At 70.3% G+C, this 15749-nt stretch carries 14 protein-coding genes; 11 read left to right on the top strand and 3 right to left on the bottom strand.

Annotation, left to right across the window (positions count from 1 at the left end; genetic code table 11):
- Positions 1–351: 351 nt before the first annotated feature.
- Positions 352–1866, top strand: coding sequence for a PP2C family protein-serine/threonine phosphatase (locus tag ACFC96_RS16820; protein ID WP_376612871.1), 1515 nt, complete (start codon positions 352–354; stop codon positions 1864–1866).
- Between the two features lie 154 nt (positions 1867–2020).
- A complete protein-coding gene (locus tag ACFC96_RS16815; protein WP_376255242.1) occupies positions 2021–3490 on the top strand; it encodes an aminopeptidase P family protein in 1470 nt (489 codons plus the stop codon).
- 114 nt (positions 3491–3604) lie between these two features.
- Here the strand turns inward: ACFC96_RS16815 and ACFC96_RS16810 are convergent, their stop codons facing one another.
- Entirely contained in the window at positions 3605–4066 is a 462-nt protein-coding gene (locus ACFC96_RS16810) for an ATP-binding protein (RefSeq protein ID WP_376255244.1), read from the bottom strand.
- Between the two features lie 216 nt (positions 4067–4282).
- Here ACFC96_RS16810 and ACFC96_RS16805 point away from each other — a divergent pair, with 216 nt between their 5' ends.
- The 9 genes from ACFC96_RS16805 to ACFC96_RS16765 all read left to right on the top strand — a co-directional run bounded on the left by ACFC96_RS16805 (position 4283) and on the right by ACFC96_RS16765 (position 14346).
- Positions 4283–5089 carry a hypothetical protein gene (locus tag ACFC96_RS16805; protein ID WP_376612869.1) on the top strand — a complete coding sequence of 269 codons (807 nt, stop codon included), beginning with the start codon at positions 4283–4285 and terminating at the stop codon, positions 5087–5089.
- 147 nt (positions 5090–5236) lie between these two features.
- Entirely contained in the window at positions 5237–5998 is a 762-nt protein-coding gene (locus ACFC96_RS16800; RefSeq protein ID WP_376612867.1) for a YcnI family protein, read from the top strand.
- 104 nt (positions 5999–6102) lie between these two features.
- Positions 6103–6801 (top strand): SCO family protein, encoded by a 699-nt coding sequence (locus ACFC96_RS16795; protein WP_376255250.1) that lies wholly within the window; start codon positions 6103–6105, stop codon positions 6799–6801.
- Positions 6798–7340 (top strand): copper chaperone PCu(A)C, encoded by a 543-nt coding sequence (locus ACFC96_RS16790; RefSeq protein ID WP_376612866.1) that lies wholly within the window; start codon positions 6798–6800, stop codon positions 7338–7340. Before ACFC96_RS16795 ends, ACFC96_RS16790 begins: the two co-directional genes overlap by 4 nt.
- Positions 7341–7354: 14 nt before the next feature.
- Positions 7355–9355 carry a copper resistance CopC/CopD family protein gene (locus ACFC96_RS16785; RefSeq protein WP_376612864.1) on the top strand — a complete coding sequence of 667 codons (2001 nt, stop codon included), beginning with the start codon at positions 7355–7357 and terminating at the stop codon, positions 9353–9355.
- A gap of 8 nt (positions 9356–9363) precedes the next feature.
- Positions 9364–10617, top strand: a complete 1254-nt coding sequence (efeB, locus tag ACFC96_RS16780) for an iron uptake transporter deferrochelatase/peroxidase subunit (RefSeq protein ID WP_376612862.1) — start codon at positions 9364–9366, stop codon at positions 10615–10617.
- A 10-nt stretch (positions 10618–10627) separates the two neighbouring features.
- Complete coding sequence (gene pheA, locus ACFC96_RS16775; protein WP_376255258.1) at positions 10628–11563, top strand: prephenate dehydratase; 936 nt, start codon at positions 10628–10630, stop codon at positions 11561–11563.
- A 684-nt stretch (positions 11564–12247) separates the two neighbouring features.
- Positions 12248–13525, top strand: a complete 1278-nt coding sequence (serS, locus tag ACFC96_RS16770; RefSeq protein WP_376255260.1) for a serine--tRNA ligase — start codon at positions 12248–12250, stop codon at positions 13523–13525.
- Positions 13522–14346: an HAD family hydrolase gene (locus ACFC96_RS16765; RefSeq protein ID WP_376255262.1), complete on the top strand. Its 825-nt coding sequence runs from the start codon at positions 13522–13524 to the stop codon at positions 14344–14346. The genes serS and ACFC96_RS16765 overlap by 4 nt, the downstream gene beginning before the upstream one ends.
- Positions 14347–14672: 326 nt before the next feature.
- Here the strand turns inward: ACFC96_RS16765 and ACFC96_RS16760 are convergent, their stop codons facing one another.
- Positions 14673–14897 (bottom strand): hypothetical protein, encoded by a 225-nt coding sequence (locus ACFC96_RS16760; RefSeq protein ID WP_376255263.1) that lies wholly within the window; start codon positions 14895–14897, stop codon positions 14673–14675.
- A 130-nt stretch (positions 14898–15027) separates the two neighbouring features.
- On the bottom strand, positions 15028–15747 hold the full coding sequence (locus tag ACFC96_RS16755; protein WP_100597167.1) for an ABC transporter permease: 720 nt from the start codon (positions 15745–15747) through the stop codon (positions 15028–15030).
- Positions 15748–15749 lie beyond the last annotated feature (2 nt).

The following is a 15749-nucleotide window of genomic DNA, read 5'->3' as shown; positions in this document are numbered from 1 at the left end:
AGCAGGGGGAACCCCTATTGTCCGAGCGCCGGCCGCGTACTTGAAAAGCCTGGCGTGGGGTGGCGGCGCCTGGCGTTTGCCGTCGCGCGTGTTACTCGCCGTCTCCGCCACGGGAGGATGGGGCACGGTCGTCGGTGGCTAAGACGCCCGGGTCCGTCGCCAGGTTCCGGGTCGATCCCAACTACCCCTGGCCTTCTCCGAGTACGTACCCAACACGACCGCTGTGACGCTCTGTCGAACAATGCCAGTCGACCGCAATATGCCTTTACCCGCGGCACTTTTTGGCCAAGTTCGATCAGAGATCACTCGTGCCGCACGGGCCTCCTGGACACCAGGAATCCCAGCAGGACAATGCTGGACATCCCCTCATCAGTGCGTGTAGATGTGGAGGCACTGCTGGCGGCGCAGAATCACATGGGGGTTTGCGATGCTATTGAGCAATACGCACCGGTCGAAAGGCCGGAGACCATGACAACCCCGCACCTTCCGAAAGTGGCTGGAATCGATTCAACGGTTCCCCCACCAGCACACACTGCCGCGCCCGCGTCACCCTCGCCCGCGCCCCCTTCCTCCCCCGAAGCCCCCGGAGCCCCCGGAGCGCTGATCCAGGACCGGCTCGCCGGCTGGGTCTCCGACCTCACCACGCTGCACGAACTCACCGAGCGCCTGGCCAGGACGGCCGTCATGGACGACGCCCTGCACGAGGTGCTCCGCGCCGGTGCCGCACTCGTCGGCGCGCGCCGCGGACTCGTCGTCCTGGAGCCCGCCGACGGCCTGGGCCCCGACACCACCGTGGGGCTCGGCCTCGCCCGCGCCGACCTCGGCCACATCGAGACGGTGCCGCGCGGCGCGACCTCGTACGGAAGGATCCTCGACCGCACGGACGGAACGGGCGAGCCCGAGGTGCACGCGGATCTGCTGTCCGAGGCCGGGCTCGACCCGCGTCACCGCGAGGTCGCCGCCCGGCTCGGCTACGCGGCGAGCTTCGCGCTGCCCCTCGCGACGGAGGCGGCGGGCCGGCTCGGCGCCGCGGTGTGGCTCTACGACGAGCCCGCCGAGCCCGTCGAACGCCAGCGCCATCTGGTCGGCCTGTACACGCGCTACGCCACCGAACACCTCGCGCGCCTGCTCGAACTGGAGCGGGCGCGCACCAAGTCCCGCACCATCACGGAGGAGTTGCTGCCGCCGCGGCTCCCGCGGGTCGCGGGCGTCCAGCTCGCCGCCCGGCACCGCACGGGCCCGCGAGGCGGCGGTGACTGGTACGACGCGCTGCCGCTGCCCGAGGGCGCGCTCGGCCTCGCCGTCGGCTCCGTCACCGGCTCCGGGGCGAGTGCCGTCGCCGCGATGGGCCGGCTCAGGGCCAGCCTGCGCGCGTACGCGGTGATGGAGGGCGAGGACCCCGTCGCCGTCCTGTCCGACCTGGAGCTGCTGCTCCGGCTGACCGAGCCCGCGCGCAGCGCCACCGCCCTCTTCGCGTACTGCGAGCCCGCCCTGCGCAAGATCGTCCTGGCCGGGGCCGGGCACAGCCCGCCGCTGGTGATCGGCGAGAGACGCACCGAGTTCGTGGAGACGTCGCTGTCCGCGCCGCTCGGCATGCTGGCCTGCTGGGAGGCGCCGAGCGTCGAGTTCAGCCCCGAGCCCGGCGAGACCGTGCTGCTGTACACGGACGGCCTGCTGCACCGCACCGGCGATCCGATGGACCGCGCCTTCGCCCGTCTGCACGCGGCGGCCGCCGGCGTCCCGCGCACCATCCGCGACGACCCCGGCGCGATCGCCGACCACGTCCTGCACACCGTCCTGCCGGACGGACTCGACGCCGCCGACAGCGACGAGGACGTCGTGCTGCTCGCCGCGCGCTTCGAGTAATTCCGGTGACCGGGGCGGTACGCCCCGTAGCCCCCGATGTAACAGGTCTTCCGGCCCTGGGCCCCCTTCCGCACGACCGTACGATGGAGGGGGTCCACCGTTGTACCCAGGCCGCACACTTGGCCGTTCCCAGGGCCGTATCTAGGAGGAAGACGTGTCGGAGGAGCTCACCCCGGAGAACCCGGAGATCTCTCAGACCGAGAGCGACGAGCCGATCAAGCAGCGCAAGAACGGCCTGTACCCGGGCGTGTCCGACGAGCTCGCCGCGAGCATGAAGTCCGGCTGGGCCGACACCGAGCTGCACGGCCTCGAGCCGATCGCGCAGGCGTCCGAGACGGCCGCCCGCCGTGCCGCCCTCTCCGCACGCTTCCCCGGTGAGCGCATCGTCGTCCCCGCGGGCAACCTCAAGACCCGCTCGAACGACACCGAGTACGCCTTCCGCGCCTCGACCGAGTACGCGTACCTGACCGGCAACCAGACGGAGGACGGCGTCCTCGTCCTCGAGCCGACGGCCACCGGGCACAACGCGACGATCTACCTGCTGCCGCGCTCCGACCGCGAGAACGGCGAGTTCTGGCTCGACGGCCAGGGCGAGCTGTGGGTCGGCCGCCGCCACTCCCTCGCCGAGGCCGAGCAGGTGTACGGCATCCCCGCCTCCGACGTGCGCGAGCTCGCCGGCGCGCTGGCCGAGGCCACCGGCCCGGTCCGCGTGGTGCGCGGCCACGACGCCGGTATCGAGGCCGCCCTCGTCGACAAGGTCACCCGCGAGCACGACGAAGAGCTGCGCGTCTTCCTCTCCGAGGCCCGCCTCGTGAAGGACGCCTTCGAGGTCGGCGAGCTGCAGAAGGCCGTCGACTCGACGGTCCGCGGCTTCGAGGACGTCGTGAAGGTCCTCGACAAGGCCGAGGCCACCAGCGAGCGCTACATCGAGGGCACGTTCTTCCTGCGCGCCCGCGTCGAGGGCAACGACATCGGCTACGGCTCGATCTGCGCCTCGGGCCCGCACGCCTGCACCCTGCACTGGGTCCGCAACGACGGACCGGTCCGCTCCGGCGACCTGCTCCTCCTGGACGCGGGCGTGGAGACGCACAGTCTCTACACCGCCGACATCACGCGCACGCTGCCGGTCAACGGCCGCTACACCGAGCTCCAGAAGAAGATCTACGACGCCGTGTACGAGGCCCAGGAGGCCGGTATCGCGGCCGTGAAGCCGGGTGCCAAGTACCGCGACTTCCACGACGCCGCGCAGCGCGTGCTCGCCGAGAAGCTCGTCGAGTGGGGCCTCGTCGAGGGCCCGGTCGAGCGTGTCCTGGAACTCGGCCTGCAGCGCCGCTGGACGCTGCACGGCACCGGTCACATGCTCGGCCTCGACGTCCACGACTGCGCGGTCGCGCGCACGGAGACGTACGTGGACGGCACGCTGGAGCCCGGCATGTGCCTGACCGTCGAGCCCGGTCTGTACTTCCAGGCCGACGACCTGACCGTGCCGGCCGAGTACCGCGGCATCGGTGTCCGGATCGAGGACGACATCCTCGTGACCGAGGACGGCAACCGGAACCTCTCCGCCGGTCTGCCGCGCCGTTCGGACGAGGTCGAGGCGTGGATGGCCCAGCTCAAGGGCTGAACCACGCGCGCGTAGAGACACGTAGAGACACGACCACGCGCGCGTGACGACGCGTGTGCGAAGTGGCCGGGCACGGCAGGACGGTGCCCGGCCGCTGTCGTGTCCGGGGGATGGTCAGGCGGAGACGAGGGGCACGTTCTCGCGCCACTTGAGCACCTTGTCGAAGCTGACCACCGCGCCGCCTCTGCCCGGTCTGTTGACGAAGTGGACATGGTCCGCGAGCTCCCGGATGAGACAGAGTCCGCGGCCGTGCTCGGCGTGCTCGGGAGCGGGCTTGAGCAGGGTGGTGCCGCGGCCTCGCAGCGCCGGGAAGCCGGGACCGGAGTCGGCGACCTCGATGCGGCAGGTCTCGCCCTCGAGATAGGCCGTGACCCGGTAGGCGCCCGCAGGATCGTCGGGGTCCGGATCGCCACCGTGCTCGACGGCGTTGGCACACGCCTCCGTGAGCGCGACGGACAGGTCGTACGAGATGTCGGGGTCCACGCCCGCTGTCTCCATGGTGTCGATCAGCAGGCGCCGGGCGAGCGGGACGCTCGCGGCCTCGCGGCGCAGGTGCAGAGACCACCAGATGCTCATGCTCCAGCCTCCAGGCCACGGCTCGACATACCGATACGTATTGCCGCAACGGTCCCTGTGCAATCGCGCACTTCGCGTGATACCGCCCATACGGCGGACGCGCGGACCGGTGACGGCGGTGTACGGAGTCGGCCGCAAGGGGGCGGGGCGGAAGATTCCGGACCTTGCGGACCTGCCGTATGAGGCGGGTAAGCCCAGTGCGATGATGAGCCCGCCATGTCTGCCCCCCACCAGCGCGAGGCGCGCACCGGAACGGATGTCCGGCTGCTGAGGGCCGCGGTGTTCACCGCGGTCTGCGTCGCGTTGTCCGCGGCCGGACATGTGCTCGCCTCGTGTGCCACCGTCCCCCTGTGGACGCTGGGCGTCGGGTTCCTCGCGGTGTTCGCCGTCGCGGCGCCGCTCGCCGGGCGCGAGCGCTCGCTGCCGGGCATCGCCGCCGCTCTCGCGGTCGGCCAGACCGGTCTGCACACCCTCTTCGGAGTGGGCCAGCACGGCACCATGACGATGGCGCAGACCGCTCAGGAACCCTCGGTCGTGGAGCGCGCGGCCCGGCTCATGTGCGGCACGGGCATGGCGGCGATCAGCCCCGCGCAGGCGCAGAAGATCCTCTCGGACGCCGGCGTCGAACCCGGTTCCGGAATGGCCATGCACCACCACGGCGCCACCGGAGCGGCCGCGTCCATGCCGCTGCTGCCGTCCCTGCCGATGCTGCTCGGGCACCTGCTCGCCGCGGTCGTCGCGGGCTGGCTGCTGCGTCACGGGGACCTCGCTCTCGGCCGGCTCGTCCGCCTCTCGGCGAACTCGGCGCATGGAGTCGCCCAGGGGGCGCTCGTCCGTTCCCTGCGCGCCGCTCTCGCTCTCGTACGCGCCCTCAGGGCGGGCCTGCCCGGGGCGTCCGAAGCGGCGCCCCACGTGGTGCCCGTCGAGCTCCTCGTGCCACGGCTCCCGCGCACGACGGCACTTCAGCACTCGGTGATCAGGCGCGGCCCGCCCACGGGAGACGCGTTCCGTCTCGCTGCCTGACACGACACACGTACTCCACGCGGGGCCCTGGTACGGGTTCCCGCACAGCGCGGAGAGGTGTCGTGCGGCACGCGCGCGTGCCCCTTCTCCGGTGCGCGCACTCCCGTTCGCCTGATCCCGCTGAATCCGAGTGGAGTGGTTTCTGCCATGAAGAAGATTTCTCGCGTCTCCGTAGTCGGTGCCGCCGCCGCGTCCGCCGTCCTGGTGCTCTCCGCCCCCGCCTTCGCACACGTGAGCGTGCAGCCCGAGGGTGTCGCCGCCAAGGGCGGATACGCCGTCGTGAACTTCAAGGTGCCGAACGAGCGCGACGACGCCGCGACCACCAAGGTCGAGGTCAACTTCCCGACCGACCACCCGCTGGCCTCGGTCATGCCCGAGCCCATCCCCGGCTGGACCGCCAAGGTCACCAAGTCCAAGCTCGACAAGCCGCTGGAGATGCACGGCGAGAAGATCGACCAGGCCGTCTCCCAGGTCACCTGGACCGCCGACGGCTCAGGCAAGGACAAGGGCATCCAGCCCGGCTTCTTCCAGAAGTTCCCGCTCTCCATCGGGCAGCTGCCCGAGGACACGGACGAGCTCGTCTTCAAGGCGATCCAGACGTACGACAACAAGGAAGTCGTGCGCTGGATCGAGCCGCAGGCCAAGGGCCAGGAGGAGCCGGAGAACCCGGCGCCCACCCTGGAGCTCTCGGCCGCGACCGAGGACCACCACGGCGGTGCCGCGGCCGACGACGGCGCCAAGTCGGGTGACGACAAGGCGGCCGCGGCCGCGGCCTCGTCCGACAGCGCCTCCGACGGCTCTTCCGGCAGCGACACCACCGCACGCGCCCTCGGCATCGCCGGCATCGTCGTCGGCGCCGCCGGCGTGGCCTTCGGCGTGCTCGCGGGACGCCGTCGTACCAACAGCTGAACAAGCCGCGGGTGTGCACCGGGGCCGGCGCAGGCGGCGGCCCTCCGCGGCCGCCGGCCGACCCCGGTGCACGCCGGCCCGCCTCACATCTGGGACATTTTTCTATGCGCTCTCCCCGTAAGACCCCGCACACAGCTCCTCGCCAGGCCCTCCGCAAGAAGACGCTGCTCGCCGCCGGGCTCATCGCCGCGGCGTCGCTCACCCTCTCCGCCTGCGGCAGTGGCGACGACGGCAACAAGCCCGTCGCCGAGGTCTCCGCCGAGACCGGCTCGAACAAGGCCGCGACCGTCCTCGACTCGCCCTTCAAGAAGCCGGACCTCGTCCTCACGGACACCCACGGCAAGAAGTTCGACCTGCGCGAGCAGACCAAGGGCAAGCCCACGCTGATCTACTTCGGCTACACCCACTGCCCCGACGTGTGCCCCCTGACGATGAGCAACATCGCCGTCGCCAAGAAGGCCCTGCCCAAGGCCGAGCAGGACAAGCTCCGGGTCGTCTTCGTCACCACCGACCCGGACCGCGACACCGCGCCCGTCCTCGGCAAGTGGCTCAAGGCGCAGGACCCCGACTTCATCGGCCTGACCGGCGACTTCGCCACCATCCAGGGCAGCGCCCGCACCCTCGGCATCTCCATCGAACCGACGCAGAAGGACAAGAACGGCAAGCTCGTGTCGATGCACGGCACGCAGGTCATCGCGTTCTCGCCGAAGACCGACGCCGGGTACGTCCTGTACGGCGAGGACGCCACCGTCGACGACTACACCAAGGACCTCCCCAAGATCATCAAGGGGGAGCAGCCGTGAGGTGTACACCGCTCGCCCTCGGCGCCACCGCGCTGGCGGCCGGACTCGCCCTCACGGCCTGCGGCTCCGGCGACTCGTCGGCCTCGGCGTCCTCCGGCAAGCCCGCGGTGAAGGTCGGCGGAGCGTTCATACCGGCGCCCGCGGGCGGCGACATGGCGGCCGGCTTCTTCGTCGTCCACAACAGCGGCGGCGCCGACACGCTCACCTCGGTGACCAGCGCCATCGCCCAGCAGGTCACCCTCCACAGCACCAAGGGCGGGGTGATGAAGGAACAGAAGTCCTTCCCCGTCCCGGCCGACGGCGAGCTCGACTTCGAACGCGGTGGCAACCACCTCATGTTCGAAAACCTGAAGCAGACGCCCAAGGAGGGCGACAAAGTGTCGGTGGAGCTGCACTTCGCCAAGTCCGGCACCGTCACGGTGACCTTCCCGGTGAAGGCCGCCACCTACAACCCGACGGCGAAGTCGGCGCACTCGTCGATGTCGTCGATGTCGTCGATGTCAACGCACGAGCCGCACACGTCGCACACGTCGCACTGAGGGGCTGACCGTTCGTGAAGACCATCGCTCCCCGCTTCCGGCACCTGTTGCTGCTGCTCCTCGCCGTCACCGGCGCCCTCCTCGCCGGCGCCGCGCCCGTCTCCGCGCACGCCGCGCTGACCGGGAGCGACCCGAAGCAGGGTGCGGTGGTCGAGCGGGCCCCCAGCCGGGTGTCCCTGACCTTCTCCGAGGAAGTCGCGATGTCCGACGGCTCCGTACGGGTCCTCGACCCGGCCGGCAAGCGCGTCGACACCGGCAGGACGACCGACCTCGGCGGCACGACCTACGGCGTCCCCCTCCACTCCGGGCTGCCCGACGGCACGTTCACCGTCGCCTACCAGGTCGTGTCGGCCGACAGCCACCCCGTCTCGGGAGCGTTCACCTTCTCCATCGGCGCCCCCTCCAAGACCACCGCGGCCCTGCCCGACCAGACCGCCGGCGGCGGCGTGGTCGGCGGGCTCTACGGCGTCGCGCGGTACCTCTCCTACGCGGGCTTCGTCCTCACCGTCGGCGGCGCGGCCTTCGTCCTCGCCTGCTGGCCGCGCGGAGCGGGTGTCCGCCCCGTGCAGCGGGTCGTGGTGGGCGGCTGGATCACCCTCACCGGCGCGACCCTCGCGATGCTCCTGATGCGCGGCTCCTACACGGGGTCCGGCGCGGTCGGTGACATCTTCGACCTCACCCTCCTCGGGCAGGTCCTGCAGACCAAGTCGGGCGCGGCCCTCGTGTCACGGCTCCTGCTGCTGGCCGCCGCGGCCCTCTTCATCGCCGTGCTCTTCGGCGCGTACGAGAAGCGGACCGACCCCAAGGAGAAGAAGGACCTCACCTTCGGGCTCGCGATCGGCGGCGCGGTCGTCGCCGCCGGTCTCGCCGCGACCTGGGCGATGGCCGAGCACGCCTCCACCGGCATCCAGGCCGGACTCGCCATGCCCGTCGACGTACTGCACCTGCTCTCGGTCGCGGCCTGGCTCGGCGGGCTCGCCACCCTGCTCGTCGCCCTGTACCGGGCGCCCTCGATCGAGGCCACGGCCGTCCGGCGGTTCTCCCGGGTGGCGTTCTGCGCGGTCTCCACGCTGGCCGCGACCGGGCTCTACCAGTCCTGGCGTCAGGTCGGTTCCTGGTCGGCGCTCACCGGCACCCGTTACGGGCAACTGCTGCTGCTCAAGATCGGGCTCGTCGCCGTCATGGTCGGCGTCGCCTGGATCTCGCGGAAGTGGACGGGACGCCTGTCGGAGGAGCTCGCCCCGGAGGCCGCCGCAACCACCGTGATCGAGGAACACACACGGTCGGAGGAGCCGGTGACGGTACCTACGGGTGGCGCGTCGAAGGGATCGTCGTCGGGGGACGCCGGGGGCGACGCGGGTTCCGGCTCCGCTGCCGATACGGGTTCCGTTGGCGCTGCGGGTTCCGGCTCCGCTGCCGATACGGGTTCCGGCTCCGGTGTCGACGACAAGCGGTCCGCCCAGCTCGCCCGGCAGCGCGCCGCGCTCGCCACCGCCCGTGACAAGCGCATACGGGACGCCGACCCGGGCCGCTCCGGACTGCGCCGCTCCGTACTCACCGAGGCCGGTGTAGCCGTCGTCCTGCTCGTCGTCACGACCGTGCTCACCTCCACGGAGCCGGGCCGCACCGAGGAGGAGGCCAAGGCCGTCACCGCGGCGGCCTCCCAGCGGTCGGGGCCGCTCTCCCTGAAGCTGCCGTTCGACACGGGCGGCCAGGACGGCAAGGGCACGGTCCTTCTGGACATGGATCCCGGACGCACCGGCAGCAATGGCATGCACGTCTACGTGGAGCGCCCCAACGGCAAGGCGTTCGACATCCCCGAGGTGAAGATCTCCTTCACTCTCGCCGCGAAGAAGATCGGCCCTCTGCCGGTCGTTCCCGACCACATCGCCACCGGACACTGGAGCGCGAGCGGCGTACAGATCCCCGTGGCGGGCGACTGGAAGATCGCGGTCACCGTACGCACGTCCGACATCGACCAAGTGACCGTCACCAAGAACGTGAAGATCGGCTGAACCACACCATGGCTGACTCCGAGAACCGGATCGACTCCGGCATCTCCCGACGGCGACTCCTCGGTACCGCGGGCGCGACGGGCCTCGCCCTGGGCGCCGTGGGCGGCGCCGCCGGGTACGCGACCGCGTCGTCGAACTCCCCCGAAGCCGCCGCGTCGCTGACCTCCCTCGGGGCGGACCGCGTGATGTTTCACGGGAAACATCAGCCCGGCATCACGACCCCGATGCAGTCCCGCGGGCACTTGATCGCCTTCGATCTCGCGCCGGGCGCCGGACGCAAGGAAGCGGCGGCCCTGATGCGCCGCTGGTCGGACACCGCCCGGCGGCTGATGGCCGGCGAGACGCTCGGCGACTCCGACACCGACGTCGCCCGCGATGCCGGCCCTTCCTCGCTGACGCTCACCTTCGGCTTCGGCCACAGCTTCTTCGCCCGTACGGGGCTGGAGAAGCAGCGCCCGACGGCTCTCGACCCGCTGCCCGACTTCTTCTCCGACCACCTCGACAAGGCCCGCAGCAACGGCGACCTGTGGGTACAGATCGGCGCGAACGACGCGCTGGTCGCGTTCCACGCCCTGCGCGCGGTCCAGCGGGACGCGGGGGAAGCGGCTCGGGTGCGCTGGCAGATGAACGGCTTCAACCGCTCACCCGGCGCCACCTCCCACCCCATGACCGCCCGCAACCTCATGGGCCAGATCGACGGAACGAACAACCCCAAGCCGGCCGACGCCGACTTCGACAAGCGGATCTTCGTGCCCGCTTCGGGCGACCCCGCCTGGATGGCCGGCGGCTCGTACGCCGTCGTACGACGCATCCGCATGCTGCTCGACGACTGGGAGAAGCTGTCGGGGAAGGCTCAGGACGACGTCATCGGGCGCAAGAAGTCCGATGGCGCTCCCCTGACCGGCGGCACCGAGACCACGGAGCCGGACCTGGAGAAGACCGGCGCCGACGGCAAGCTCGTCATCCCCGTCAACGCCCACGCGCGCATCACCCGGCCCGACCAGAACGGCGGCGCCGCGATGGTCCGCCGCCCGTTCTCGTACCACGACGGCATGGGCCACGACGGGGTGCCGGACGCCGGACTGCTCTTCATCTGCTGGCAGGCGGACCCCCTGCGCGGCTTCGTCCCGGTGCAGCGCAAGCTCGACCGGGGAGACGCCCTGTCGGACTTCATCCGTCACGAGTCGAGCGGGCTGTTCGCGGTGCCCGGCGGCGCAGGCGAGGGCGAGTACGTGGGGCAGGCGTTGCTGGAGGCCCATTAGGGTGACCAATATGTCAGCCAGCTACGCGTATCTCGGTCCCCAGGGCACCTTCACCGAGGTTGCTCTGCGCACGCTCCCGGAGACCGCCACCCGGGAACTCGTCCCGGTGGTGTCCGTGCCCGCTGCACTGGACGCCGTACGCAACGGCGAGGCCGAGGCCGCGTTCGTGCCGATCGAGAACTCGGTCGAGGGCGGCATCACGACGACGCTCGACGAACTGGTGGCCGGAGAGCCGCTGATGATCTACCGCGAGGTGCTGCTCTCCATCGCCTTCGCGCTGCTGGTCAGGCCCGGTACGCAGGTGTCGGACATCAAGACGGTGACGGCCCACCCGGCGGCCCAGCCGCAGGTCCGCAACTGGATGAAGGCGAATCTCGCCGACGACGTGACGTGGGAGTCCGCGGCGTCGAACGCGGACGGCGCGCGCCTGGTGCAGGAGGGCCGCTACGACGCGGCGTTCGCGGGCGAGTTCGCCGCCGAGCACTACGGCCTGGTGCCGCTGGTCACCGAGATCCACGACGCGGAGAACGCGCAGACGCGGTTCGTCCTCGTCGGCAAGCCGGCCCGCCCCGCGGCGCCCACCGGTGCGGACAAGACCTCCGTGGTCATCTGGCAGCGCGACGACCACCCGGGCGCGCTGCTCGAACTGCTCCAGGAGTTCGCGGTGCGCGGCGTCAACCTGATGCTGCTGCAGTCCCGGCCGACCGGTGAGGGCATCGGGAACTACTGCTTCGCCATCGACGCGGAGGGCCACATCTCGGACCGTCGCGTGGGCGAGGCGCTGATGGGGCTCAAGCGGGTCTGCCCGCAGGTGCGCTTCCTGGGCTCGTATCCGAGGGCCGGGGTCACCGTGGCGGACGTCCGGACCCCGCGGACAGGAACGTCCGACAGCGACTTCATGGCGGCGTCGGACTGGCTCGCGCGGTGCCAGGACGGCCGTTTCTGACCCCTCGGGTTTCCAGGCCACGGCGTCCTCGGCCCTACGGGTTCTGAGGGCTTTACGGCGTCTTCGGGCAACGGGATTTCGACGTTCTGAGAACCAGTCCTACCTGCAGATTTTCGCCATCCACAGAAGTTATCCACAGGTGCGCTTCTCGACCTGGGGACAAGTCGACACCATCTCGCTACATGGTCGACAAATCGCCCTACAGCCCTCAACTCCGTCCACAGGTGCGCAGGTCACCCCTCGTCCACTCTTTTCCTTTGATCAACTCTATAGAGCGAACCATTTCCACTCGAAAGTGCGTGTGAGACGGGTTTGAATCGGGAATCCTTAGCCGCGCATGCGGCTTTCGGAACGATCTCTTCCGGTGTCCACAGATCTTTCGCACACCCTGTGGATAACTTTCGGAGAGCCACATTCCTGTGGACAACCCCGTTCTCAAGTTCCGCTGCACACAAGGGGATTTGGTCAAGCGACCGTGCCGCGTCTGCCCCGTTTCGGGGAATGGGACCCTTTTCCTTGACTGACGTCCGCGGCGTCCGACCAGTCCCGAGAAGATCCATTTCGGCCACGCGCTTCACCGCGCCCGGCTCGCATTGCCGAATTCATATTCCGGCATATCGGTCATAAGGTAACGCACGGGATATCGGTTCGTGCGGTGGAACCGCGCACCGGTAGCCTTGAGGGGTGATTGACCTTCGCCTGCTCCGTGAGGACCCCGACCGTGTTCGCGCCTCCCAGCGCGCCCGTGGAGAGGACGTCGCACTCGTCGACGCCCTGCTCTCCGCCGACGAGCGGCGCAGGTCGTCCGGGCTCCGCTTCGACGAGCTCCGTTCCGAGCAGAAGTCGCTCGGCAAGCTGATCCCCAAGGCCTCCCCGGAAGAGAGGCAGGAGCTCCTCAAGAAGACCGGCGAGCTCTCCGCCGCCGTCAAGAACGCCGAGGCCGAGCAGCGCGAGGCCGAGGAGGAGACCCAGCGCCTCGCCCTCCTGCTGGGCAACATCGTGCACACGGACGTCCCGGTCGGCGGCGAGGAGGACTTCGTCGTCCTCGAGACCCACGGCACGATCCGTGACTTCGGCGCCGAGGGCTTCGAGCCCAAGGACCACCTGGAACTCGGCGAGGCGCTCGGCGCCATCGACGTCGAGCGCGGCGCCAAGGTGTCGGGCTCGCGCTTCTACTACCTGACGGGCGTCGGCGCGCTCCTCGAGCTCGCTCTGGTGAACGCGGCGATCGCGCAGGCCACCGAGGCCGGCTTCATCCCGATGCTGACGCCCGCCCTGGTGCGCCCGCGCGCCATGGAGGGCACGGGCTTCCTCGGCCAGGCCGCGGAGAACGTGTACCACCTGGAGAAGGACGACTACTACCTGGTCGGCACCTCCGAGGTCGCGCTCGCCGGGTACCACATGGACGAGATCCTCGACGCGGACAAGCTGCCGCTGCGTTACGCCGGATTCTCGCCGTGCTTCCGCCGCGAGGCCGGTACGTACGGCAAGGACACCCGGGGCATCTTCCGCGTGCACCAGTTCGACAAGGTCGAGATGTTCTCGTACGTCGCTCCCGAGGACGCCGAGGCCGAGCACAAGCGGCTTCTGGAGTGGGAGAAGCAGTGGCTGACCGGCCTCGAGCTGCCTTTCCAGGTCATCGATGTGGCGACGGGCGACCTCGGTTCCTCGGCGTCGCGCAAGTTCGACTGCGAGGCGTGGATCCCGACGCAGGGCAAGTACCGCGAGCTGACCTCGGCGTCGAACTGTGACGGCTTCCAGGCCCGCCGCCTGTCCATCCGGATGCGCGACGGCAAGAAGGTGCAGCCGCTGTCGACGCTGAACGGCACGCTGTGCGCGGTGCCGCGCACCATCGTGGCCATCCTGGAGAATCACCAGCAGGCCGACGGCTCCGTGAGGGTGCCCGAGGTACTGCGTCCGTACTTGGGGGGCCGAAAGATCCTGGAGCCGATCAACAAGTGAGCCACCCTGCTCCGCTCGTTCACCCGTTCCCGTACAAACTCGTCGCGACCGATCTCGACGGGACGCTCCTGCGGCCCGACGACACGGTTTCCGAGCGGACGCGTGAGGCGCTCACCGCGGTCACCGCGGCGGGCGCCGCCCACATCATCGTGACCGGGCGGGCCGTGCCCTGGACCCGCCACATCCTCGACGACCTCGGCTACGAGGGCCTCGCTGTGTGCGGGCAGGGCGCGCAGGTCTATCACGCGGGCGAGCACCGGCTGCTGACGTCGGTGACGCTCGACCGGCAGCTGGCCGGTCTCGCACTCTCCAAGATCGAGGCGGAGACCGGGCCGCTGGCCCTGGCCGCGAGCCGTGACGGCCTCGAGGGCGAGGTCATCGTGGGGCCCGGCTACCAGGTGCAGGACGGCCCCCTGCCGGTCATCCCGTTCACGGATGTCACCGAGCTCTGGAAAGCACCGCTGAACAAGGTGTACGTGCAGCACCCCGGCATGACCGACGACGAGCTGGCCGCCGTGGCGCTGGCCGTGGCCGGTGATCTGGTGGGCGTCACCATGGCGGGCGAGGGCATAGTCGAGCTGCTGCCGCTCGGTCTGTCCAAGGCGACCGGTCTCTCGCTCGCCGCGCGCCGGCTGGGCGCCAAGGCGGCCGACACGATCGCTTTCGGGGACATGCCCAACGACATCCCGATGTTCGGCTGGGCGGCGCACGGCGTGGCGATGGCCAACGCCCACCCGGAGCTCAAGGCCGTCGCGGACGAGGTCACGACGTCGAACGCGGACGACGGCATCGCGGTGGTCCTGGAACGCCTGCTGGGCTGACGGCCTGCCGTCGCCGCGGCCGTCGGCGGCTGCCGTTCCCCTGAGGGGCGCGGCATCGAAAAGTCTGGGTGGGCGGCCCGCGCACCCCGGAAGGTGCGCGCTCGAAGCGGCCGCCCCGGGCAGCCTCCCCGTGAGCCGGCTCCACGGAGTGAGTAACTACTCCGGAGCCTGCCGTGGGCTGCCCTGCCGGGAGCTCGACGGAATCTTGACCGACATCGTCTCGCTCCTCTCCCAGCAGGCGGGCGCCGTGCGCGGCGCGGTTGCAGAACCACTCTGCCTTTACCGGGAGTTGGGCGCCACCGAATAAAACCGGGACCGGCACGCGGCTAGCGTCTGCGCCACTTGCGGCGTCGGGCGCGGCTGAAGAACCAGCCCGCGGGGGGCTTGTCGGAACGCCACGGCTGGGGCTCGGGGGACTCGTTCCGCCAGCGGGCGGCGAGCATGCGGGCCCGTGCGGACGGCTCCGTGGTCCCTGCGGACCGTATGAAGTCCTCGTCGAAGGTCACGTCCTCCCACGTCTCGTCCCGCTCGTACTCCGGATCCGCCGCCATCTCCACTCCTCCTGGAACGGGTCCCCTTCCTGGAAAACGCTTCGCTCTCCCGGAAGGCCGCTCTCCTGGAAAACAGGTCACCCTCCCGACCAGTGTCCTGATGGGAGGGTGAAGCCGCTGTCAAGAACCGTCACTCCTCGCCGGCGAGCTTCAGCGTGCGCAGCTTCTGGCCCGCGTACCAGGTGGCGAGCACCGTGACTCCGGCGAGCAGGACGGTGGCGAGAGGCAGGCCGACGTCCGAGGTGATCAGGTCGCCGCCCGCCACCTTGTGGGCCACGGCGAGGGACCACTGCTGCACGCTGAGGGTGCGCGCACCGGCCACCAGCGAACCGAAGAGCGCCTCCCAGACCAGGGCGTAGACGAGACCGAAGACCACCGCGTGGCGCGTGATCGTGCCGAGGAGCAGGAAGAGCGCGGCGTACGCGATGGAGGCGACGAGAGCCGCGATTGTGTAGGCGACCGCGATCTGCTGCCCGTTCCCGTTCAGGATCAGGCCCGCGATGAGCGTGGGGACCGCGGAGAACACCATCGTCACGGCGATGGCGACGATCAGCTTGGTGAAGATGATCGTCGGGCGCTTGATCGGCTTCGCTAGGAGATAGACGACAGAGCCGTCGTCGATCTCGGGGCCGATCGCGCCCGTGCCCGCGATGACGCCGATGATCGGCACCATCGTGGCGAGCGCGAACCCGCCCAGGACGTCTGCGGCGATCTGGTCGTCCGCTCCGGTGAGGCCGCGCACGAGCGCGGAGATCGCGATGAGCAGGACGGGCAGGGCGCACAGGATGAGGGCCCTGCGGCGGCCGAGCAGGGCCCGGTAGGTGAGCCGGGCGACAGTGGGGTCGTACATCA

It is taken from the genome of Streptomyces sp. NPDC055955, from assembly GCF_042270245.1.
Classification (GTDB): domain Bacteria; phylum Actinomycetota; class Actinomycetes; order Streptomycetales; family Streptomycetaceae; genus Streptomyces.
The sequence above is the reverse complement of the archived record's forward strand: the minus strand, read 5'-3'. Positions and strand labels throughout refer to the sequence as shown.

Excerpts from the sequence above, each read along its gene's own strand:
- ACFC96_RS16820 (WP_376612871.1), top strand. The coding sequence starts at position 352 with ATGCTGGACATCCCCTCATCAGTGCGTGTAGATGTGGAGGCACTGCTG.
- ACFC96_RS16810 (WP_376255244.1), bottom strand. The coding sequence starts at position 4,066 with ATGAGCATCTGGTGGTCTCTGCACCTGCGCCGCGAGGCCGCGAGCGTC.
- ACFC96_RS16805 (WP_376612869.1), top strand. The coding sequence starts at position 4,283 with ATGTCTGCCCCCCACCAGCGCGAGGCGCGCACCGGAACGGATGTCCGG.
- ACFC96_RS16800 (WP_376612867.1), top strand. The coding sequence starts at position 5,237 with ATGAAGAAGATTTCTCGCGTCTCCGTAGTCGGTGCCGCCGCCGCGTCC.
- ACFC96_RS16795 (WP_376255250.1), top strand. The coding sequence starts at position 6,103 with ATGCGCTCTCCCCGTAAGACCCCGCACACAGCTCCTCGCCAGGCCCTC.
- efeB (WP_376612862.1), top strand. The coding sequence starts at position 9,364 with ATGGCTGACTCCGAGAACCGGATCGACTCCGGCATCTCCCGACGGCGA.
- pheA (WP_376255258.1), top strand. The coding sequence starts at position 10,628 with ATGTCAGCCAGCTACGCGTATCTCGGTCCCCAGGGCACCTTCACCGAG.
- ACFC96_RS16760 (WP_376255263.1), bottom strand. The coding sequence starts at position 14,897 with ATGGCGGCGGATCCGGAGTACGAGCGGGACGAGACGTGGGAGGACGTG.
- ACFC96_RS16755 (WP_100597167.1), bottom strand. The coding sequence starts at position 15,747 with ATGTACGACCCCACTGTCGCCCGGCTCACCTACCGGGCCCTGCTCGGC.